Here is a 19,436-nt window from a genome sequence, read left to right on the forward strand (position 1 = left end):
AGTCTCGCTCTCCCACCTTTCAGGCCGACAAGGACGGGTAGGCATGGTCAAGTCACAGTCCAGGAAAGGAGACCCAGCCATGTCTCAGGACTCGTCGAGCCCACCAACCGCTCCTACCCCGGGCCCCCCACCCGTGCTCAGCGAGACCGCCGCGGAGGACCTGGTCCACGGCATCTGTTTCAAAACCGGCCCGCCGCGCGTCCTCGGTGCCGAGCTCGAATGGCTCGTCCTGGACGCCGAGCAGCCCGGCGAGGTGTTGCCGCCCGAGCGACTGACGGCCGCGCACGACGCGGCCCGCGCCCTGTCCTTGCACTCCCGGCTCAGCATCGAGCCCGGCGGTCAACTGGAGCTCAGCTCCGCCCCCGCCACCTCCCTCTCCGGCTGCGTGGACGGCCTACAGGCCGACCTCACCGCCGTTCGGGCCGCCCTGCGCTCCCAGGGCCTGGTCCTCCACGGGGCCGGCCGGGATCCGCGCGGTCCGCTCCGCCGGTTGCTGACCAGCCCGCGCTACGACGCGATGGAGTCCTACTTCGACCGCACCGGCCCGGCCGGGCGCGCCATGATGCGCTCGTCCGCCTCCGTGCAGGTCTGCGTGGACGCCGGGTACGAGGAACCCGGCCCCCTGGGATACGGCCGGCGCTGGCGCATGGCACATCTGCTGGGCGCCGTGTTCGTGGCGGCCTTCGCCAACTCGCCCGCGCGCGAGGGCCCGTACGCCGGATGGCGGTGCGCCCGCCAGGGGATCTGGAGCGATCTCGACAGCCGGCGCACGCTCGCCCCGCCCCTGGACGCCGAACCGCGAGCCGGGTGGACCCGGCAGGCGCTCGACACCGAGGTGATGTGCGTGCAGTCGTCCGACGGTGGCCCGTGGACGGTCCCGCGCGGGCTGACCTTCCGCGACTGGTTGCGGGCGGGCGGCGGCGGGGCGGACGCCGGGGGTCCGGACGCGCGGGGTCCGGACGGCGGGGGGCCGGACGGCTCGCCCACCCTGCGCCCACCCACCGTCGAGGACCTGGAGTACCACTTGACCACGCTGTTCCCTCCGGTGCGCCCGCGCGGCCACCTGGAGTTCAGGATGATCGACGCCCAGCCGGGCGACGACGGCTGGCTGGTCCCGGTGGGCGTCGTGCACGCGCTGTTCGACGACCCGGAGGCCGCTGACACGGCGTACCGCGTGGCGAAGGCGCTCGCCGATACGCACGGGACCCGGCCCGCGCCGGGCAATCCCCTGTGGCAGTCCGCGGCCCGGCACGGCCTGGCCGATCCAGAGCTCCGCTCGGCCGCTGCCGCCTGCTTCCGGGCCGCGACCGAGGCGCTGCCGCGGCTCGGCGCGAGCCGGCACGTCCAGGACACCGTCGGCGCCTTCACCGAACGCTTCGTACTGCGCGGCCGCTGTCCCGCCGACGACGCACAACGGCACCTGACCGGAACGGGGGCACGCTCGTGACCACATCCTCCTCTGACCGGTCGCCCTCGGACCTGCGAGAGCGGACCTTCGCGGCCCTGACCGCCGCCCGTGCGCGTACGGCCTCGCTCACCGACGCGGTGACCGACCGGGACCTGACCGCCCAACACTCCCCACTGATGTCACCCCTGGTGTGGGACCTGGCGCACATCGGCAACCAGGAGGAACTCTGGCTGCTGCGCAACGTGGCCGGACAAGACTCCCTGCGCCCCGAGATCGATCCGCTCTACGACGCCTTCCAACACCCGCGCTCGGAACGCCCACAACTGCCCCTGCTGGGACCGGCGGAGGCCCGACGGTATACGGCCGAGGTCCGCGGCCGGGTCTTCGACCTGCTGGAACGCACCCCGCTGGAGGGCTCCGCCCTGCTGGACGACGGATTCGCCTTCGGGATGGTCGTCCAGCACGAACAGCAGCACGACGAAACCATGCTGATTACCCATCAGCTGCGCCGAGGCGGACCGGTGCTCAGAGCCCCGGATCCGGACCCGCCACAGGGGCCGCCACCGGCCACGGCCGAAGTCCTGGTCCCCGGAGGCCCGTTCACCATGGGCACCTCCACCGAACCGTGGTCCCTGGACAACGAACGCCCCGCGCACGCCCGGGACACCGAGCCGTTCTGGATCGACACGGTGCCGGTGACCAATGCCGCCTACCAGGCGTTCATCGCGGACGGCGGCTACCGCGAGGACCGCTGGTGGGCGGCCGAGGGCTGGGATCAGATACGCCGGCACGGGATCGAGGCCCCGCTGTTCTGGCACCGGGACGCGGGGCAGTGGCTGCGCCGCCGCTTCGGAGTGACCGAGCCGGTGCCCGAAGACGAGCCCGTGCTGCACGTCAGCTGGTACGAGGCGGACGCGTACGCCCGCTGGGCGGGACGCCGGCTGCCCACCGAGGCGGAGTGGGAGAAGGCCGCCCGGCACGATCCGCTCACCGGCCGCTCCACCCGCTACCCGTGGGGCGACGAGGACCCGACCCCCGCGCACGCCAACCTCGGGCAGCGGCACCTGCGCCCGGCCGCGGCGGGCAGCTATCCGGCCGGGGCGTCCCCGCTCGGGGTGCGCCAGCTGATCGGCGACGTGTGGGAGTGGACCTCCTCCGACTTCCTGCCGTATCCGGGGTTCCGGGCCTTCCCGTACCGCGAGTACTCGGAGGTGTTCTTCGGCCCGGAGCACAAGGTGCTGCGCGGCGGCTCCTTCGCCGTGGATCCGGTGGCCTGTCGGGGAACCTTCCGCAACTGGGACCTGCCGGTGCGCCGACAGATCTTCTCCGGTTTCCGGACCGCGAGGGACGCCTGATGTGCCGTCACCTTGCTTTCGTCGGCCCGGAAGTTCCCCTGGGCAGGCTGCTGAGCGAGCCGGAGCACTCGCTCGTCCGGCAGTCCTGGGAGCCTCGCCGGCAACGCTCCGGCACGGTGAACGCCGACGGCTTCGGCGTCGGCTGGTACGCGGAGGGCGATCCGGTGCCCGCCCGCTACCGGCGGGCGGGGCCGATCTGGGGCGACCTGACCTTCGCCGACCTGGCCCGAGTGGTCCGTACGCGCGCCGCGCTGGCGGCCGTACGGGACGCCACGATGGCCGGTGCGGACGGGGAGGCCGCGGCGTCCCCGTTCGCGTCCGGGCCGTGGCTGTTCAGCCACAACGGCGCGGTACGGGACTGGCCGGCCGCGGCGGCGCCGCTCGCGGCCGCCCTGCCGACCGAGGAGTTGCTCTCCCTGACCGCCTGCACGGATTCGGCGCTGATCTGGGCACTGGTGCTGCACCGGCTCCAGCAGGGGGACGACCTCGGTACGGCGCTCGCCGAGCCGGTGCAGGAGCTTGCCGCGGCCTCGCCCGGCTCCCGGCTGAACCTGCTGCTGACCGACGGCTCCGGCATCGCCGCGACGGCCTGGGGCGATTCCCTCTGGTACCTGATCGACCCGGACGCGCAGCGCACGGTGGTGGCGTCCGAGCCGTACGACGAAGACCCCCGCTGGTGCGAAGTAGCCGACCGGACCCTGTTGACCGCCCATGGCACCCGGGTCGACCTGACCCCGCTCAAGGAGACCCCCCAGTGAGTGACTTCCAGTTGACCCGAACCCTCGACGAGCACGCCGCCGAGACGGCGTTGCGCGCGGACGTGCAGCACGGACTGACGGCGTCGCCCAAGGTGCTGCCGCCCAAATGGTTCTACGACGCCCGGGGCAGCGAGCTCTTCGAGGAGATCACCCGACTGCCGGAGTACTACCCGACGCGCGCCGAGCGGGAGATCCTGCTGGCGCGCGCCCAGGAGATCGCCGCGGCGAGTGGGGCGCGCACCCTGGTGGAACTGGGCTCCGGCTCCTCGGAAAAGACCCGCCACCTGATCGAGGCGATGCCCGCACTGGACACGTACGTTCCGGTGGACGTCAGCCAGAGCGCCCTGGAGGGCGCGGCCGGGGTCCTGCTGGCGGAGCACCCCGGGCTGCGGGTGCACGCGCTCGTGGCCGACTTCACCAAGGCCCTGCACCTGCCGGAATCCCCCGGGCCGCGGTTGGTGGTGTTCCTCGGCGGCACGATCGGCAATCTGCTGCCGCCGGAGCGCGCGCTGTTCCTGGCCTCCGTACGGGCGATGCTCTCGCCCGGAGACGCGCTGCTGATGGGGACGGACCTGGTGAAGGACGAGGCCGTTCTGGTGGCCGCGTACGACGATGCCCAGGGGGTAACGGCCGAGTTCAACAAGAACGTGCTGACCGTCATCAACCGGGAGCTGGACGCCGACTTCCACACCGATGACTTCGCCCACGTCGCAGTGTGGAACCGGGAACAGGAGTGGATCGAGATGCGGTTGCGGGCCCGGTCGGAGCTGATGGTGAAGGTCCGGGCGCTCGATCTGGTGGTGTCGTTCAAGGCAGGTGAGGAGATCCTGACGGAGGTCTCCGCGAAGTTCCGTCAGGAGGGCGTGCGCAGGGAACTGGCCGATGCCGGACTGGGGTTGACCCAGTGGTGGACGGACGCCGATGGCCGCTTCGCGTTGTCCCTGTCGGTGGCCGACGGTGAGGTCGGCTGGGCCGGCACACCGGCGAGGAGCGAGGAGACCGGGACGGATTCGACGGCGACGGCCGCCTGAGCCGCGGCCGCGAGGTCCCGCCGGTCCGCGTACCGGCCCGGCGGGATCCGCGGCAGCAGCCGGATCTCGGCCCGTACGCCGCGGGACCGGGCGATCCGCCACAGCGAGGCGGTCAGCGGATCGTCCCCGACGAAGGCCGGCGCACCGGCGGGGCTCCCGTCCGGCAGCCGGTACGCGATCCGTACCGGCTGTACGGGCGCCCGCGCGTCCAGGGCGGACTGGAAGGCGGCCCTGCGGAAGGTCCCCCGGGCGCGCCCGCACCAGGTGCTGCCTTCGGGGAAGACGGTGACCCGGTCGCCGGCCAGGAGGGCGCGCGTGATGGCCCCGACGGTGGCGGGGAGGGCCCGGATCCGGTCCCGTTCGATGAACAGGGTTCCCGACTGCCGGGAGAGCGGTCCGAGCACCGGCCAGCCACGGATGTCGCTCTTGGCCAGCATCCGGCAGGGCAGGACGGCGGCGACGAGTACGACGTCCAGCCAGGAGATGTGGTTGGCCACGATCAGGCGACCGCCGTCCGGGCCGGGACTTCCGTGCACGGCGATCCGTACGCCGAAGGAGCGGACCAGGGCGGTCGCCCAGGCCCGCACCAGCGCTTCGCGGGGCCGGGCGGGGAGCAGCCGCACCGGCGGGGCCCCCAGGACCGCGAACACGACCAGGACGACGGCGGCGGCGAGCCGGAGCACCGCGCGGGCCGCGCTCGCGCTGTCACCGTCGTGGCCGGCGCAGGCCGCGGGGGTGCAGGGCGAAGTGGGCAGCCAGCCGTTCATGAGGTGGGGACGAGCGAGCGGAAGTGCTTCAGGTAGCGCGGGTTGGTGCGCCGCAGGGAGAGCAGGACGTACAGGTCGGCGCAGCCGAACTCGGCGTCGAGGGCCGGCTCGCCGCAGACCCAGGCGCCCAGGCGCAGGTAGCCGCGCAGCAGCGGGGGCAGCTCCATGCGCGCCGGGAAGGTGATGCCCTCGGGGTTCCAGGGAAGGTGGGGGGCGACCCGGTACGCCTCGGGGGCCAGGTTGCGGGTCAGGACGTTCTCCCGGGCGGCGGCGGCCAGGACCCCGCCGTCGGCGAGCGGTATCGAGCAGCAGCCGGCGAGCCAGTTGTGCCCGGTGCGGTCCATGTAGCGGGCGAGTCCGGCCCAGATGAGGGCGATGACGGCGCCGCCCCGGTGGTCGGGATGGACGCAGGAGCGACCGACCTCGACGAGGTCGGGGCGGATCGGGGCGAGGGCGGAGAGGTCGAACTCGCCCTCGGAGTAGAGGCGGCCCGCGACGGCGGCGCGCTCCGGCGGAAGCAACCGGTAGGTGCCGACGACCTGCTCGGTCTCCTCCTCGACCACGAGGAGGTGGTCGCAGTAGGCGTCGAAGGCGTCGGAGTCGAGGCCCGGTTCGGGCCCGTCGAGGCGGGCTCCGAACTCACCGGCGAAGACCTCGTGGCGCAGCCGCTGGGCGGCACGTACCTCGTCCTCGCTGCGGGCGAGGCGTACGGCGTAGTGGGGCGCGGCAGGAGGAGCGGCGGCGGCGCCGGTGGGGACGGCAGCGGGACGGGCGGGACGAGCGGGAGGGGCGGCAGCGGGGGGAACGGTGGACGGGGACAGGGGGGCGATGGTCATGGCGACTCCTGATCCGGGCACGGGCGCCAGGGCCGGCACGTGTGGTGACCTGGCTCCTTTACTTCTTCCGTGACCGGCTGGATTCGACATGACCGCTCAGCGGCCCGCACATGTGCGGACGCTGAACTCGGCGGGCTCAGCGGTCGGAGCTGAGGACCTTGCTGATCGTTTCCGACGCGGTCTTGGCAGCCTGCTCGGGGTCCTGTCCGGTGAGTACGGCCGTCATGTACGGCTTGATCGGATTCTTGGACTCGACCTCGGCCCAGCGGGCGGACTTCGGGGTGGCCCGGCCCTGCGCGGCTCCGGGCGCCATGTTCGCGGCGCCCTCGTTGCCCTCGACCACGTGCGCGAGGGTGGTCTTGTTCGGTACGTAGCTCATGGTGCGGGCGAGTTCGGTCTGCCACTTCTCGCTCACGAGGGCGGTGATCAGGTCGACGGCACGGGCCCGCTGCTTCGTCCGCTCGGGGATGATCAGGTCGGAGCCGCCGGTGAAGACGGCGCCGGGCTTGTCGGAGGTCTTGCCTGGGATCGGGAAGAAGCCGAGCTTGCCCTTGAGCGCGGGATTGGCGGCCTCGATCGCGGCGGCCTGGCCGGGCGGGGCGATGATCTGGGCGACCTGGCCGCGGGCGAAGACCTCGGACTGCGGGGGCGTCTCCTCGTCGGCGTCCTTGGGGCCGTCACCGAGTCCTTGCAGTTGCTTGTAGAACTCCATGCCGGCGACCGCCTTCTCGTCGTCGAGGGTGCCGACCCACTGTCCGCCGGACTCGACGGCGAGGTCGCCGCCCTCGTCCCAGATGAACCCGGAGAGGACGTACCAGTTCTGCCCCGCCAGGTAGATGCCCTGCTGCTCGCCCTTGTCGAGCTTCTGGGTGGCCTGGATCCACTCCTGGCGGTTCTTGGGCGGGGTCTTGATCCCGGCGTTCGCGAAGAGGTCCTTGTTGTAGATCACCACGCGGTTGGCGGCGTACCAGGGGATGCCGTACTGGGCCCCGTTGATGCTTCCCGGATCGGACAGGCCCTTGAGCCAGTCCCTGCTGCCCCATTCGCGCAGGCCTTCGAGGGTGAGTTCGGAGAGGCCGCCGGTCTCGACGTACTGGGCGACCTGGGTGTTGCCGACCTCGATGACGTCGGCGCTCTCGCTGCTCTTGCCTGCGAGCACGGCGTTGACCTTGTCGCCGATGCCGGTCCACTCCTGGATCTTGACGTCCAGGTCGACGCCGGGGTGCTCCTTCTCGAAGGAGGCGGTGAACTTCGCGATGAAGTCCTGCGAGGCGCTGCCCTTCATCAGCCAGAGGGTCACCCGCTGCGCCCCTCCGGCCGATCCGGCCAGCTGGCTGCATGCCGTGAGGGCGGTAGCGGCCGCGAGGGCGGTGCACACGGCAAGGAAGCGCATCTTCACGAAGGTCACCTTCTGGGGTTCGATCCCGGATGGCTTGAAATTGGCATAGACCAATGGGCGGGTCAAGGGCCTTTCGCTCGGGACTGTTCACACAAAGTTCGCGGAGAGGGACTTACTGGGGCACCGTAGAACGAGGCACAAGCCCCCACCGTCGGGAGACCCCCATGTCCAATCACACCTACCGGGTGACCGAGATCGTCGGCACCTCCCCCGAGGGCATCGATCAGGCCATCCGCAACGGAATCACCCGGGCCGGCCAAACACTGCGCAACCTGGACTGGTTCGAGGTCACACAGGTGCGCGGGCACATCGAGAACGGCGCTGTGGCGCACTACCAGGTGGGGCTCAAGGTCGGGTTCCGCCTGGAGGGCGAGGACTGAGCCCAGCGGGCTCGGCAAACCCGGCGGGCTCGGCAGGCTCGGCAGACCGGGCGGGCTCGGCACACCGGGCAGACCCGACGGGCCCGCCCGGGCCGTGGGTCCCGTTCGGGCCGGGGCCGTTCAGGCCCGTCGGCGGAGCCGTTCGGTCCTCAGGACCCGTTCGGTCCCCCTCCGGGCCCGAACGGGTCCGCCGACGCCGGGTCAGGTACGCCCCTCACTCTCCTGCGCGGCCTGCAGCTCCGGCGCGTCCGCGGCCCAGTCCGCCAGGACCACCGCGAAGCCCTCGGCGCGCGCGGCCGCGCAGACCAGCTCGTCGTCGTCCACGAGCATCCGCACCTCCCGCCCCCGGGCGATCCTCTTCAGCACCTCCAGCTTGGTGGTCCGGGCCGGCCGGCGGTCCTGGTTCCCGCGCATCCACAGGCGTCCCTCGGGCAGCCCGTGCCGGGTCAGCCACTCCACCGTGTCCGCACGGCACCGCTCCGGGCGGCCGGTCAGGTACACGACCTCGCAGTCCGCTGCACGCGCCACCGCCAGCGCCACGCCGCGCGCGAGCGGCGGGTCCGCCGGGGCCGCACCGAAGAAACCGTCCCAGTCCCGCGGGCGACGCTCAAGGAAGTGCTGGCGGTGATCGGTGTCGGCCAGGGTGTTGTCGATGTCGAAGACGGCCAGCGGCCGGCGGTCGTTGCTGTCACTCATACGGCCTAGCCTAGGCATCCCGACCCGTCGGCATCCGGGGCGTTGGCATCCGGGGCGTTGGCGCATTGGGCACTGCCGGGGAATTCCGGCAGCGCGAGCGCGTTACGTCCTGGTGTGATCCGGAAACTCTCCATCCTCGACCGGTCCCGCACCCGCGAGGGACACCCGCCCGGGCAGGCCCTGCGCGACACCGTGGAACTCGCCCGCACGGCGGAACGGCTGGGCTATCACCGTTTCTGGGTGTCCGAGCACCACAGCGTCCCCGGAGTCGCTGGCTCCGCACCCGCCGTACTGGCCGCGGCCGTCGCCGGCGCGACCCGGCGCATCCGGGTCGGGACGGGCGGGGTGATGCTGCCAAACCACCAACCCCTCGTCGTCGCCGAGCAGTTCGGCGTCCTGGAGTCCCTCTTCCCCGGCAGGATCGACATGGGGCTCGGCCGCTCCGTTGGCTTCACCGGCGGGATCCGGCGGGCGCTGGGCCGGGACACCGAGGACGCCGACCGGTTCGAGGAACAGTTGACGGAGCTGCTGGGCTGGCTCGACGGCACCCAGCAGGCGCACCCCGAGGTACACGCCCGCCCGGCGGAGGGGCTGCGGATCCCGGCGTACGTACTGGCCACCGGCGAGGGAGCCGGGATCGCGGCCCGTGCCGGGCTGCCACTGGTGGTGGGCGACCTGCGGGCCCGGGACCGGGTCGCGGGGATCGTCGAGCGCTACCGCAAGGAGTTCCGCCCCTCCCCCGGCGGCTCGGAGCCGTACGTGGTGGTCTCCGGGACGGTGGCCGTGGCGCAGACCCCGCAGGCCGCCCGACGCATCCTGGTGCCGGAGGCGTGGTCCGTCGCGTTCTCCCGCACCCGGGGCAGCTTCCCGCCCCTGCGCCCGGCGGAGGAGATCGAGGCGCTGGCCATGACCCCGAAGGAGCGGGACCTGTACGAGGGCGCGCTCGTGGGGCACGTCCACGGGACCGAGGAGCAGGTCGCGCAGGAGCTCGCCGGGGTCGCCGAGCTGACGGGCGCGGACGAGCTGCTGGTCACCACCTCCACGTACGACCGCACGGCGCTGCTGGACTCCTTCGAACGGCTGGCCCGCGTGGCCGGGCTGTGATCCGGCGCGGCCCGTAAAAGGCGCGGCCCGTAAAATGGGGCGGATGCACCAGTCCACCGAGCCTGCGGCCCAGGCTCCGGCCGTCGATCCCTTCGTACGCGTGAGGGGGGCCCGCGAGCACAACCTGCGCGGCGTCGACGTGGACATCCCGCGCGACGCCCTGACCGTGTTCACCGGGGTCTCCGGTTCGGGGAAGAGTTCGCTCGCCTTCGGCACGCTCTACGCTGAGGCCCAGCGCCGGTACTTCGAGTCGGTGGCCCCGTACGCCCGCCGCCTGATCCACCAGATCGGTGCCCCGAAGGTGGACTCGATCACCGGACTGCCGCCCGCCGTCTCGTTGGAGCAGCGGCGCTCCTCCCCCGGCTCGCGGTCCTCCGTGGGGACGGTGACCTTGCTGTCCAACTCCCTGCGCATGCTGTTCTCGCGCGCTGGCACCTACCCGCCGGGCGCCGGACGGCTCGACTCCGACGCCTTCTCCCCCAACACCGCTGCCGGAGCCTGCCCGTCCTGTCACGGACTCGGCAGCATCCACCGCACCAGCGAAGAACTCCTCGTCCCCGAACCCGAGCTGTCGATCCGCCAGGGTGCCGTCGCCGCTTGGCCGGGCGCCTGGCAGGGCAAGAACCTCCGCGACATCCTGGAGGTGCTGGGCTACGACGTGGACGCGCCCTGGCGCTCGCTGGCGGCGAAGGACCGCGAGTGGATCCTGTTCACTGAGGAACAGCCGGTGGTCACGGTACATCCGGTGCGGGACGCAGACCGCATCCAACGGCCCTACCAGGGCACGTACATGAGTGCACAGCACTATGTGATGCGGACCTTCTCGGACAGCAAGAGCGCCACGCTGCGGGCCCGCGCCGAGCGGTTCCTCACCGACTCCCCGTGCCCGGTGTGCGAGGGGCGGCGGCTGCGGCCCGAGGCACTGGCCGTCACCTTCGCGGGCCGCACCATCGCGGAGCTGGCGGCGCTGCCGCTGACCGCTCTGGACAGCGTGCTCGCCGACGGCCCGGCGACCGCCCCCCTGGGGAACGAGGCGGCCCGGGTGCTCGCCGAGGACCTGCGGTCCCGGATCGGTCCCGTCGTGGAGCTCGGGCTGGGCTACCTGAGCCTGGACCGCACCGCGCCGACCCTGTCGGCGGGCGAGCTCCAGCGGTTGCGGCTGGCGACGCAGCTGCGGTCCGGGCTGTTCGGGGTGGTGTACGTGCTGGACGAGCCGTCGGCGGGCCTGCACCCGGCCGACACCGAGGCGCTGCTCGGCGTACTGGACCGGCTCAAGGCGGCGGGGAACACGGTGTTCGTGGTGGAACACCACCTGGATGTGGTGCGGCACGCGGACTGGCTGGTGGACGTGGGTCCGCTCGCCGGGGAGCACGGCGGGCGGGTGCTGTACAGCGGGCCGCCTCAGGAGCTGGCCGGCGTGGCGGAGTCGGCGACGGCGCGGCACCTGTTCGCCGCGCGCGGGCCCGGGCGGGTGCGGGCGGTGCGGGAGGCGACCGGTCGGGTCCGGCTCGACGGTGTGCACCGGCACAACCTGCGGGGCGTGGAGGTGGAGTTCCCGCTCGGGGTGTTCACGGCGGTGACGGGGGTGTCGGGTTCGGGCAAGTCCACGCTGGTGGGCCAGGTGCTCGCCCGGGAGGTGGGCGAGCGGCTCGCGCAGCCGCAGTTCCCGGTGCGGCGGCTGGTGGAGGTGGACCAGAAGCCGATCGGCCGGACCCCGCGGTCCAACCTGGCCACGTACACGGGGCTGTTCGACGTGGTGCGCAAGCTGTTCACGGCGGCGCCGCAGGCGCGGGCGCGCGGCTGGAAGGCGGGTCGGTTCTCCTTCAACGTGCCGGGCGGCCGGTGCGAGACCTGCCAGGGCGAGGGCTTCGTCTCGGTGGAGCTGCTGTTCCTGCCCCGTACGTACGCGCCGTGCCCGGAGTGCGGCGGCGCCCGGTACAACACCGAGACCCTGGACGTGCGGTACGAGGGGCTGAACATCGCCGAGGTGCTGGCCCTGACGGTGGAGTCCGCAACCGCCTTCTTCGCGGAGGTCCCGGCGGCGGCGCGCAGTCTGCGGGCCTTGGAGGACATCGGGTTGGGGTACCTGCGGCTGGGGCAGCCGGCCACGGAGCTGTCGGGCGGTGAGGCACAGCGGATCAAGCTGGCGACGGAACTCCAGCGGCAGCGGCGCGACCACACCCTGTACGTGTTGGACGAGCCGACGACCGGGCTCCATCCGGCCGATGTGCGGGTGCTGCTGGGGCAGTTGCACGGGCTGGTGGACGCAGGGCATTCGGTGGTGGTCGTCGAGCACGACATGGAGGTGGTGGCCGGCGCGGACTGGGTGATCGACCTGGGTCCGGGTGGCGGGGCGGACGGCGGTCGGATCGTCGCGACGGGCGCGCCGGCGGAGGTCGCCGCCGCCGGGGTGGGTCGTACCGCCGGCTATCTCGCGCGGGTGCTGGGGCAGGAGCCGGGACGGGAGGCGGGACGGGAGGCGCGGCAGACGTAGCCGCTCAGGCGTCACCCGGGAGGAGGTGCTGGGGCGCCTCTCGGAAGCTCCAGTGGCCCTCCCGGCGGGTGAACACCCACACCAGGTCGTACCGGTCGGGCCAGGCGGCGGGGACGCCGATCACCCGGTGGGCGCCGAGGGACCGGATCAGGCGGGGGATGCCAGTGTGCTCCCAGCAGATGAGCACGGGCATGGGAGCGGCCAGCGCCGCACGGGCCAGGGCCGGTTCGGCGCCGACGGCGAACTCGCTGCGCAAGGGGGTGCGCAGAGCGGTGGCCAGGCCCTCGACCGTCTGGCGACAACGGGCGGGGGCTCCCGCCGGACCGCCGGTCGCGAAGACCACCGCGGGGCGCGGCAGCGAGGGGTTTGCGGCCGGCGGGAAGAGCCGGTACAGCTCCTCGGCGCGGCGCCGGCCGCGCCCGGCGAGGAATCCGGGGTCCTCGTTGCCCTCCGCGTCCTCGCCGGTATCTCCGGCGTACGGCTTCTCCGCGTGCCGGATCACCATGATCAGGGCGTCCTTCGGCGCGGCCTTCGGGCCGTGCGCCGGCGTGCGGTCGCCGTCCCGGGCGGAACAGCCGACCGGCGCGAGCGGGGCGAGGGCGGCTGCCAGCACGGTGCGGCGTCGCGGTCCGGACCCGACGGGGGCTTCTGGCATGGGGCCCACTGTCCCCCACCCGCCGGTCGCTGCCGGGGCGCGGCGCGGCGTACCGCGGCCACGAGCGCCCGGTCGGCCGATCGGATCAGCGGATCGGATCAGCCGATCGGATCAGCGACCGGCCGAGGCGAGGCGAGTACGGGGAAGGCACCGGGAGGTCTCTCCGCACCGGGCGCCGCGTGCCCTCACGCCCCCTGCTTGCGGACCGCGCGCAGCCACTCGCGGTTCATGGCGGCGATCGAGGGCAGCGGGATGCCCTTGGGGCAGGCAGTGGCGCATTCTCCGGTCAGGGTGCAGCCGCCGAATCCCTCGTCGTCCATCCGGGCCACCATGTCCAGCACCCGGGTCTCCCGTTCGGGCGAGCCCTGCGGCAGCGCGCCCAGATGGTTGACCTTGGCGGAGGTGAACAGCATGGCGGAGCCGTTGGGGCAGGCCGCCACGCAGGCCCCGCAGCCGATGCACTCGGCGTGCTCGAAGGCCGAGTCGGCATCGGCCTTGGGCACGGCGGTGGCGTGCGCCTCGGGGGCCGCACCGGTCGGAGCGGTGATGTAGCCGCCGGCCTGGATGATGCGGTCGAAGGCGCTCCGGTCCACCACGAGGTCCTTGACCACGGGGAAGGCGGAGGCCCGCCAGGGCTCGACGTCGATGGTGTCGCCGTCGGTGAAGGACCGCATGTGCAGTTGGCAGGTGGTGGTGCGCTCGGGGCCGTGGGCGTCGCCGTTGATCACGAGGCTGCACGCTCCGCAGATTCCCTCGCGGCAGTCGTGGTCGAAGGCGACCGGGTCCTCGCCGCGCAGGATGAGGTCCTCGTTGAGGGTGTCGAGCATCTCCAGGAAGGACATGTCGCGGGAGATGCCGTCGACCTCGTACGTGACCATGGCGCCGGGGGTGTCGGGGTTCTGCTGGCGCCAGACGCGCAGGTTGAGCCTCATGCGTAGCTCCGCTGGGTGGGATGGACGTACTCGAAGACGAGTTCTTCCTTGTGCAGGACGGGTGCCGCGCCGGTTCCCTGGTACTGCCAGGCGGCGGCGTAGCCGAATTCCTCGTCGCGGCGGGCGGCCTCGCCGTCCGCCGTCTGGGACTCCTCGCGGAAGTGGCCTCCGCAGGACTCGGTCCGGTGGAGGGCGTCGAGGCACATCAGCTCGGCGAGTTCGAGGTAGTCGACGATCCGGTTGGCCTTTTCGAGGGACTGGTTGAACTCCTCACCACGGCCCGGAACCTTGATGCGGCGCCAGAACTCCTCCCGGATCTGCGGGATCCGGTCGAGCGCCTTGCGCAGGCCCTCCTCGGTGCGGGACATCCCGCAGTACTCCCACATGAGCTCGCCGATCTCCCGGTGGAAGGAGTCGGGGGTGCGGTCTCCGTCGACGGCGAGCAGTTTGGCGAGGCAGTCGCGGGTCTCGCGGAGTGCGGCCGCGGCCTCGGGGTGGCTGTCGTCGACGGGGGCCGCGCCGGCCCCGCCGGGGCGGCGGGCCAGGTAGTCGTTGATGGTGGAGGGCAGGACGAAGTAGCCGTCGCCGAGGCCCTGCATCAGGGCGGAGGCGCCGAGACGGTTCGCCCCGTGGTCCGAGAAGTTGGCCTCGCCGATCGCGAAGAGGCCGGGGACGGTGGTCTGCAGGTCGTAGTCGACCCACAGGCCGCCCATCGTGTAGTGCACGGCGGGATAGATCCGCATCGGGACCTCGTACGGGTCCTCCGCGGTGATCCGCTCGTACATCTCGAAGAGGTTGCCGTACTTCTCGGCGACCTTGTCCCTGCCCATGCGGCGGATGGCGTCGGCGAAGTCGAGGTACACGCCCTGGCCGCCGGGGCCGACACCGCGGCCCTCGTCGCAGACGTTCTTGGCGGCGCGGGAGGCGATGTCGCGGGGCACCAGGTTGCCGAAGGAGGGGTAGATCCGCTCCAGGTAGTAGTCGCGCTCCGCTTCGGGGATCTCGGCGGCCGGGCGGGTGTCGCCCTGGGCCTTGGGGACCCAGATGCGGCCGTCGTTGCGCAGGGACTCGCTCATCAGGGTGAGCTTGGACTGGTGGTCGCCGGTGCGCGGGATGCAGGTGGGGTGGATCTGGGTGAAGCACGGATTGGCGAAGTACGCGCCGCGCCGGTGCGCCCGCCAGACGGCGGTCGCGTTGGAGTTCATGGCGTTGGTGGAGAGGTAGAAGACGTTGCCGTAGCCGCCGCTCGCCAAGACGACCGCGTCGGCGTAGTACGTGGAGATCTCTCCGGTGATCAGGTCGCGGGCGACGATGCCGCGGGCCACGCCGTCGATCGTGATCAGGTCGAGCATCTCGGTGCGGGCGTGCATCTCCACGTTGCCGGCGGCGATCTGCCGCGACAGCGCCTGGTAGGCGCCGAGGAGGAGCTGCTGGCCCGTCTGCCCGCGGGCGTAGAAGGTGCGGGAGACCTGGACGCCGCCGAAGGAGCGGGTGTCGAGGAGGCCGCCGTACTCGCGGGCGAAGGGGACGCCTTGGGCCACGCACTGGTCGATGATCTCGACGGAGATCTGGGCGAGGCGGTGGACGTTGGACTCCCGGGCGCGGAAGTCTCCGCCCTTGACGGTGTCGTAGAAGAGGCGGTGCACCGAGTCGCCGTCGTTGCGGTAGTTCTTGGCTGCGTTGATGCCGCCCTGCGCGGCGATGGAGTGGGCACGGCGCGGGGAGTCGGAGAAGCAGAACTGGACGACCCGGTAGCCCTGTTCGGCGAGGGTGGCGCCGGCCGCCCCGCCGGCGAGGCCGGTGCCGACGACGATGACGGTGTGCTTGCGGCGGTTGGCCGGGTTGACGAGCTTGGCCTCGAAGCGGCGGCGGTCCCAGCGTTCGGCGATCGGACCGTCCGGGGCCTTGGTGTCGGCGACGGGCTCGCCGGTGGTGTAGTTGGCGTACTCGCTCATGGTCAGCTCACCACTCCGGTCATGACGGCGACGGGGACGGAAACGAAGCCCGCGAAGAGGACGAGGGCCAGGGCGTTGGCGAGGGCCTTCAGGCCCCGGTCGCGCCGGGCGTTGCCCGCGCCGAGGGTCTGGGCGGCACTCCAGAAGCCGTGCCGGACGTGCAGCCCGAGGGCGGCCATCGCGACGATGTAGACGGTGTTGCCGTACCAGGTGGAGAAGGTGGCGAGGACGTTCTCGTAGGGGTGGCCGTCCCATGCGCGCTCGTTGACGGTGAGCGTGGTGAGGTCGAGCAGGTGCCAGACGATGAACAGGGCGAGGATGACGCCGCCCCAGCGCATGGTGCGCGTGGCGTAGCTGGCGCGGCGGCGCTTGTGGGCGTACTTGACCGGGCGTGCCTTGATGTCGCGGCGGCTGAGCTGGAACGCGGACACGCCGTGCGCGAGGACGGCTGCGAGCAGGGCGACGCGGGCCGCCCACAGGCCCCAGTGGCTGTGCAGGAAGGGCTCGCCCATGTGACGGAGCCAGTGCGCGTAGCCGTTGAACTCCGCCGCCCCGAAGAAGATCTTGAGGTTACCCATCATGTGGACGACCAGGTAGCCGAGCATGATCAGCCCGGACACCGCCATGACGGCCTTCTTGCCGACGGTGGAATCCCAGAGCGTGCGCGTGGTGGACGGCCGTCGACCCGTCCGCGTTGCCAGAACCATGTCCCAGACGGTAAGGACCAAAGTCCCGAGAGGTCCAAGACATGATGACGCTGATCCCAATAGGATCCAGCTATGTACGGGCTATCCTGGAAGGATGCAGTTCCAGCAGCTCCTGTACTTCGTGTCGGTCGCCGAGACCCGGCACTTCACCCGCGCCGCGGAGCGGGTGCACGTGGCCCAGCCGTCGCTGTCGCAGCAGATCAAGGCGCTGGAGCGGGAACTGGGGGCGGAGCTGTTCAGCCGGGCGCGGGGGAACATCGCGCTCACCGACGCGGGCGAGGCGCTCCTGCCGCTGGCCCGGCGGATCCTTGCGGACGCGGACACGGCGCGCCTGGAGGTCGCGGAGCTGGCGCAACTGCGTCGAGGGCGGGTCCGGTTGGGGGCCACGCCGAGCGTGTGCACGGGCCTGCTGCCGGATGTGCTGCACGCCTTCCACGCCGCACATCCCGGGATCGAGCTGCTGATCGAGGAGAGCGGCTCGCTGGATCTCGTACGGGAACTCGCGCGTGGGGCCCTGGACCTGGCCCTGATCGCGCTGCCCCTCCCTCCCTCGGCTCCGGCGCTGACCACGGTGGAACTGCTGACGGAGGACCTGGTCGTGGTTTCCTCCGCAGAACTGCCGCCTCCGGCGGGCGGGAGCCCGCTCACGGTGTCCGCGCTGCGCAACGAGCCGATGGTGATGTTCCGGCACGGCTACGACCTGAGGGACCTGACGGTGGCCGCCTGTCGGGCCGAGGGCTTCGAACCGGCGTTCACCGTGGAGGGCGGGGAGATGGACGCCGTCCTGGGTTTCGTCCGCGCAGGGCTGGGCGTAGCAGTGGTCCCGGCGATGGTCGTCGACCACGGCGGCCCGGGGCTGCGCACCACCGCCCTGGCGGGCTCGCCGCTGCGCCGCACGATCGCCCTGGCACACCGCACGGACGTCGCTCCCCCACGCGCGGCTCGCGAACTCAAACGCATCCTGTTGGGCTGACCCGGCTCGCACCCGCGCCGGACCGCGACCATGGAGGCGAGGCCCGCGCCGCCCGAGGCGAGAGGATCGCTCCCGCCTCCCCGCCGCGGCACGCCGGCGCTTCGGCGCCGGAGGCGTCTGTCGCGCCTGCCGGGCCTGACGGCCGCGGTACGCAGTGGCCGTCAGGCCTGACGTATGGGCAGGGCCTTGTCGAGACCGTCGGCCAACATGGCGAAGGCCCGGTCGGCGTCCGCCACGGCGGCCGGATGGGCCTCGTCGACGCTCTGGCCCGAGTCGACGCGCCGCCAGTTCTCCCGGCCCAGTTCGTGCCGGACCACCACCAGGTGGATCGCCGCGAGCCGTGCGGTGAGCGGCCGAACCGACTCCGCCTCGAGCACGGCGGCGAGCAACTCCACCTCGCGGTCGGTGTAACGCACGAGCCGGGTCTCCAGACTGGCAGTGCTGTAGAGCAGCCGCTGGAAGGCGAGCACATCGGGGTGATCGCAGAGCCCGGTGATCGGGTCCCGCTCGGCGAGGGCCGCCAGGAAGTGTGTGTGCACCGCCGCCACCGCTGTCTGACCGGCCGGCCGTTCGCGCACGATGCGCGCCGCCTCGTCCTGATGGTCGGCGAACCGGTCGAGCACCAGGTCCTCCTTGCTCGGGAAGTACCGGAAGAGGGTGGGCTTGGAGACCTCGGCCGCTGCGGCGACATCCGCCACGGACACCGCGTCGAAGCCCCGCTCCAGGAAGAGTTCCAGCGCCGTGGCCGCCAACTGGCGACGCGTACGGAGCTTCTTGTTCTCACGCAGACCCGTCGTGTTCTCCATGCGTACACCATAACACGCATACGTAACCGAGTAAATTTTGTGACCGGGTTGCTTTTTCTGGCGGGAGTTGCTTTCCTTGGGACAACGACGAGGAGAGGACATGCCATGACCGACGTACTGATTGCGGGCTCCGGCCCCACGGGGTTGACCCTGGCCTGCGACCTCGCCCTTCGGGGTGCCGCCGTGCGGATCCTTGACCAGCGCCCCGCACCGCACCGCGAGTCCCGTGGCAAGGGGCTCCGACCGAGCAGCCTCCAGGTGTTCGAGTCGCTCGGCGTGGCAGAGTCCGTGACGGCCACCGCCAACACGGAGGTGGTCCTGCGCAAGTACTTCGACGGAGCGCACGTGAACGACACCGTCGTCGGCGACGCACTACTGATAGGGCAGTGGCAGGTCGAGGAGGCGCTGCGCGAGCGGCTCGCCGGACTGGGCGTGCGGGTCGAGTACGAGTCCCGGCTCGTCGGAATCACCCAGGACGCGGCCGAGGTGCGCGCGGAGCTCGCGGACGGCACCGTGGTGGCGGCCCGCTACCTCGCAGGGTGCGACGGCGGGCACAGCACCACCCGCAAGCTGCTCGGAATCCCGTTTGAGGGGAACTCGCAGGCGGAGCCCGCGATGGTTCTCGGCGACGTCAGGGCACCGGGGCTCAGCCGGGACTTCTGGCACCAGTGGTTCAGCTCGGACGGCGGCGGGATACTCCTGTGCCCGATGCCGGGAACGGACACCTTCCAGCTCCAGGCCGCTCCCGAGACCGACGAGCGGGGCGAAGCCCAACCGCCTTCGCTGGAGAGCTTCCAGCGGATCTTCGACCGGCACGCCCGGCTGCCGGGGATCCGGCTCGCGGACCCCACCTGGCTGTCCACCTGGCAGGTCAACGTCCGCATGGTCCCTCGCATGCGCGACGGGCGGGCCTTCCTCGCCGGGGACGCGGCGCACGTCCACCCCATAGCCGGCGGTCTGGGCATGAACACCGGCATCCAGGACGCTGCCGCCCTCGGCCGGACGCTGGCCGCCGCCGCGCTCACCGGGTCGGCCGATCAGGACGTACTCGACGCGTACCAGAAGGAGCGGCTTCCGGTGGCCGCCGAGGTCCTGACCGACACGACCCGGCGGTACGAGCGGGTCCTGGCGGCCGTCCGCACGCCCGGCCACGGGACGGAGGCGGGCCTGGGCTGAATGC

The 19,436-nt window shown here is 72.1% G+C and carries 17 protein-coding genes and 1 pseudogene; 9 read left to right on the forward strand and 9 right to left on the reverse strand.

Annotated elements, in window-relative coordinates:
- The first annotated feature begins 79 nt into the window (after positions 1–79).
- The 4 genes from ABZZ20_RS08520 to egtD are packed head-to-tail and all read left to right on the forward strand — an operon-like array spanning position 80 to position 4,552.
- The gene (locus tag ABZZ20_RS08520; protein ID WP_356868164.1) at positions 80–1,447 is read left to right on the forward strand and encodes a glutamate-cysteine ligase family protein; all 1,368 of its coding nucleotides are present in this window, start codon (positions 80–82) and stop codon (positions 1,445–1,447) included.
- Positions 1,444–2,763, forward strand: coding sequence for an ergothioneine biosynthesis protein EgtB (egtB, locus tag ABZZ20_RS08525; RefSeq protein WP_356868166.1), 1,320 nt, complete (start codon positions 1,444–1,446; stop codon positions 2,761–2,763). The genes ABZZ20_RS08520 and egtB overlap by 4 nt, the downstream gene beginning before the upstream one ends.
- Positions 2,763–3,521: an ergothioneine biosynthesis protein EgtC gene (egtC, locus tag ABZZ20_RS08530; RefSeq protein WP_356868168.1), complete on the forward strand. Its 759-nt coding sequence runs from the start codon at positions 2,763–2,765 to the stop codon at positions 3,519–3,521. Before egtB ends, egtC begins: the two co-directional genes overlap by 1 nt.
- The gene (gene egtD / locus ABZZ20_RS08535; protein ID WP_356868170.1) at positions 3,518–4,552 is read left to right on the forward strand and encodes an L-histidine N(alpha)-methyltransferase; all 1,035 of its coding nucleotides are present in this window, start codon (positions 3,518–3,520) and stop codon (positions 4,550–4,552) included. Before egtC ends, egtD begins: the two co-directional genes overlap by 4 nt.
- Positions 4,553–4,740: 188 nt before the next feature.
- Here the strand turns inward: egtD and ABZZ20_RS08540 are convergent.
- The 3 genes and pseudogenes from ABZZ20_RS08540 to ABZZ20_RS08550 form a co-directional block, all read right to left on the reverse strand.
- A pseudogene (locus tag ABZZ20_RS08540) lies at positions 4,741–5,319 on the reverse strand (lysophospholipid acyltransferase family protein); the annotation flags it as partial.
- On the reverse strand, positions 5,316–6,155 hold the full coding sequence (locus ABZZ20_RS08545; protein ID WP_356868172.1) for a GNAT family N-acyltransferase: 840 nt from the start codon (positions 6,153–6,155) through the stop codon (positions 5,316–5,318). The gene ABZZ20_RS08545 and the pseudogene ABZZ20_RS08540, both read right to left, overlap by 4 nt.
- Before the next feature lie 136 nt (positions 6,156–6,291).
- Entirely contained in the window at positions 6,292–7,548 is a 1,257-nt protein-coding gene (locus tag ABZZ20_RS08550; RefSeq protein WP_356868595.1) for an extracellular solute-binding protein, read from the reverse strand.
- Positions 7,549–7,718: 170 nt separating this feature from the next.
- Here ABZZ20_RS08550 and ABZZ20_RS08555 point away from each other — a divergent pair, with 170 nt between their 5' ends.
- On the forward strand, positions 7,719–7,934 hold the full coding sequence (locus ABZZ20_RS08555; RefSeq protein WP_356868174.1) for a dodecin: 216 nt from the start codon (positions 7,719–7,721) through the stop codon (positions 7,932–7,934).
- A gap of 201 nt (positions 7,935–8,135) precedes the next feature.
- On the opposite strand, the gene ABZZ20_RS08560 is transcribed toward ABZZ20_RS08555, so the two are convergent.
- On the reverse strand, positions 8,136–8,630 hold the full coding sequence (locus tag ABZZ20_RS08560; RefSeq protein ID WP_356868176.1) for an HAD family acid phosphatase: 495 nt from the start codon (positions 8,628–8,630) through the stop codon (positions 8,136–8,138).
- A 114-nt stretch (positions 8,631–8,744) separates the two neighbouring features.
- On the opposite strand from ABZZ20_RS08560, the gene ABZZ20_RS08565 reads away from it, so the two are divergent.
- The gene (locus ABZZ20_RS08565) at positions 8,745–9,734 is read left to right on the forward strand and encodes an LLM class flavin-dependent oxidoreductase (protein WP_356868178.1); all 990 of its coding nucleotides are present in this window, start codon (positions 8,745–8,747) and stop codon (positions 9,732–9,734) included.
- Between the two features lie 43 nt (positions 9,735–9,777).
- On the forward strand, positions 9,778–12,228 hold the full coding sequence (locus tag ABZZ20_RS08570) for an excinuclease ABC subunit UvrA (protein ID WP_356868180.1): 2,451 nt from the start codon (positions 9,778–9,780) through the stop codon (positions 12,226–12,228).
- A gap of 4 nt (positions 12,229–12,232) precedes the next feature.
- Here the strand turns inward: ABZZ20_RS08570 and ABZZ20_RS08575 are convergent, their stop codons facing one another.
- The 4 genes from ABZZ20_RS08575 to ABZZ20_RS08590 form a co-directional block, all read right to left on the reverse strand.
- Positions 12,233–12,883, reverse strand: a complete 651-nt coding sequence (locus ABZZ20_RS08575; RefSeq protein ID WP_356868182.1) for a hypothetical protein — start codon at positions 12,881–12,883, stop codon at positions 12,233–12,235.
- 185 nt (positions 12,884–13,068) lie between these two features.
- The gene (locus ABZZ20_RS08580; RefSeq protein ID WP_356868184.1) at positions 13,069–13,815 is read right to left on the reverse strand and encodes a succinate dehydrogenase/fumarate reductase iron-sulfur subunit; all 747 of its coding nucleotides are present in this window, start codon (positions 13,813–13,815) and stop codon (positions 13,069–13,071) included.
- Positions 13,812–15,770 (reverse strand): fumarate reductase/succinate dehydrogenase flavoprotein subunit, encoded by a 1,959-nt coding sequence (locus ABZZ20_RS08585; RefSeq protein WP_356868186.1) that lies wholly within the window; start codon positions 15,768–15,770, stop codon positions 13,812–13,814. The genes ABZZ20_RS08580 and ABZZ20_RS08585 overlap by 4 nt, the downstream gene beginning before the upstream one ends.
- Positions 15,771–15,772: 2 nt before the next feature.
- On the reverse strand, positions 15,773–16,477 hold the full coding sequence (locus tag ABZZ20_RS08590; protein ID WP_356868188.1) for a succinate dehydrogenase cytochrome b subunit: 705 nt from the start codon (positions 16,475–16,477) through the stop codon (positions 15,773–15,775).
- Between the two features lie 94 nt (positions 16,478–16,571).
- On the opposite strand from ABZZ20_RS08590, the gene ABZZ20_RS08595 reads away from it, so the two are divergent.
- The gene (locus ABZZ20_RS08595) at positions 16,572–17,450 is read left to right on the forward strand and encodes a LysR substrate-binding domain-containing protein (protein ID WP_356868190.1); all 879 of its coding nucleotides are present in this window, start codon (positions 16,572–16,574) and stop codon (positions 17,448–17,450) included.
- A gap of 161 nt (positions 17,451–17,611) precedes the next feature.
- Here the strand turns inward: ABZZ20_RS08595 and ABZZ20_RS08600 are convergent, their stop codons facing one another.
- Positions 17,612–18,256 (reverse strand): TetR family transcriptional regulator, encoded by a 645-nt coding sequence (locus tag ABZZ20_RS08600; protein WP_356868192.1) that lies wholly within the window; start codon positions 18,254–18,256, stop codon positions 17,612–17,614.
- 105 nt (positions 18,257–18,361) lie between these two features.
- Here ABZZ20_RS08600 and ABZZ20_RS08605 point away from each other — a divergent pair, with 105 nt between their 5' ends.
- Entirely contained in the window at positions 18,362–19,432 is a 1,071-nt protein-coding gene (locus ABZZ20_RS08605; protein WP_356868194.1) for an FAD-dependent monooxygenase, read from the forward strand.
- Positions 19,433–19,436 lie beyond the last annotated feature (4 nt).

It is taken from the genome of Streptomyces sp. NPDC006430, assembly GCF_040612395.1.
In the GTDB taxonomy this organism is placed as follows: Bacteria; Actinomycetota; Actinomycetes; order Streptomycetales; family Streptomycetaceae; genus Streptomyces.

Excerpts from the sequence above, each read along its gene's own strand:
- ABZZ20_RS08520 (WP_356868164.1), top strand. The coding sequence starts at position 80 with ATGTCTCAGGACTCGTCGAGCCCACCAACCGCTCCTACCCCGGGCCCC.
- egtC (WP_356868168.1), top strand. The coding sequence starts at position 2,763 with ATGTGCCGTCACCTTGCTTTCGTCGGCCCGGAAGTTCCCCTGGGCAGG.
- ABZZ20_RS08545 (WP_356868172.1), bottom strand. The coding sequence starts at position 6,155 with ATGACCATCGCCCCCCTGTCCCCGTCCACCGTTCCCCCCGCTGCCGCC.
- ABZZ20_RS08550 (WP_356868595.1), bottom strand. The coding sequence starts at position 7,548 with ATGCGCTTCCTTGCCGTGTGCACCGCCCTCGCGGCCGCTACCGCCCTC.
- ABZZ20_RS08555 (WP_356868174.1), top strand. The coding sequence starts at position 7,719 with ATGTCCAATCACACCTACCGGGTGACCGAGATCGTCGGCACCTCCCCC.
- ABZZ20_RS08560 (WP_356868176.1), bottom strand. The coding sequence starts at position 8,630 with ATGAGTGACAGCAACGACCGCCGGCCGCTGGCCGTCTTCGACATCGAC.
- ABZZ20_RS08570 (WP_356868180.1), top strand. The coding sequence starts at position 9,778 with ATGCACCAGTCCACCGAGCCTGCGGCCCAGGCTCCGGCCGTCGATCCC.
- ABZZ20_RS08575 (WP_356868182.1), bottom strand. The coding sequence starts at position 12,883 with ATGCCAGAAGCCCCCGTCGGGTCCGGACCGCGACGCCGCACCGTGCTG.
- ABZZ20_RS08580 (WP_356868184.1), bottom strand. The coding sequence starts at position 13,815 with ATGAGGCTCAACCTGCGCGTCTGGCGCCAGCAGAACCCCGACACCCCC.
- ABZZ20_RS08585 (WP_356868186.1), bottom strand. The coding sequence starts at position 15,770 with ATGAGCGAGTACGCCAACTACACCACCGGCGAGCCCGTCGCCGACACC.
- ABZZ20_RS08590 (WP_356868188.1), bottom strand. The coding sequence starts at position 16,477 with ATGGTTCTGGCAACGCGGACGGGTCGACGGCCGTCCACCACGCGCACG.
- ABZZ20_RS08595 (WP_356868190.1), top strand. The coding sequence starts at position 16,572 with ATGCAGTTCCAGCAGCTCCTGTACTTCGTGTCGGTCGCCGAGACCCGG.
- ABZZ20_RS08600 (WP_356868192.1), bottom strand. The coding sequence starts at position 18,256 with ATGGAGAACACGACGGGTCTGCGTGAGAACAAGAAGCTCCGTACGCGT.
- ABZZ20_RS08605 (WP_356868194.1), top strand. The coding sequence starts at position 18,362 with ATGACCGACGTACTGATTGCGGGCTCCGGCCCCACGGGGTTGACCCTG.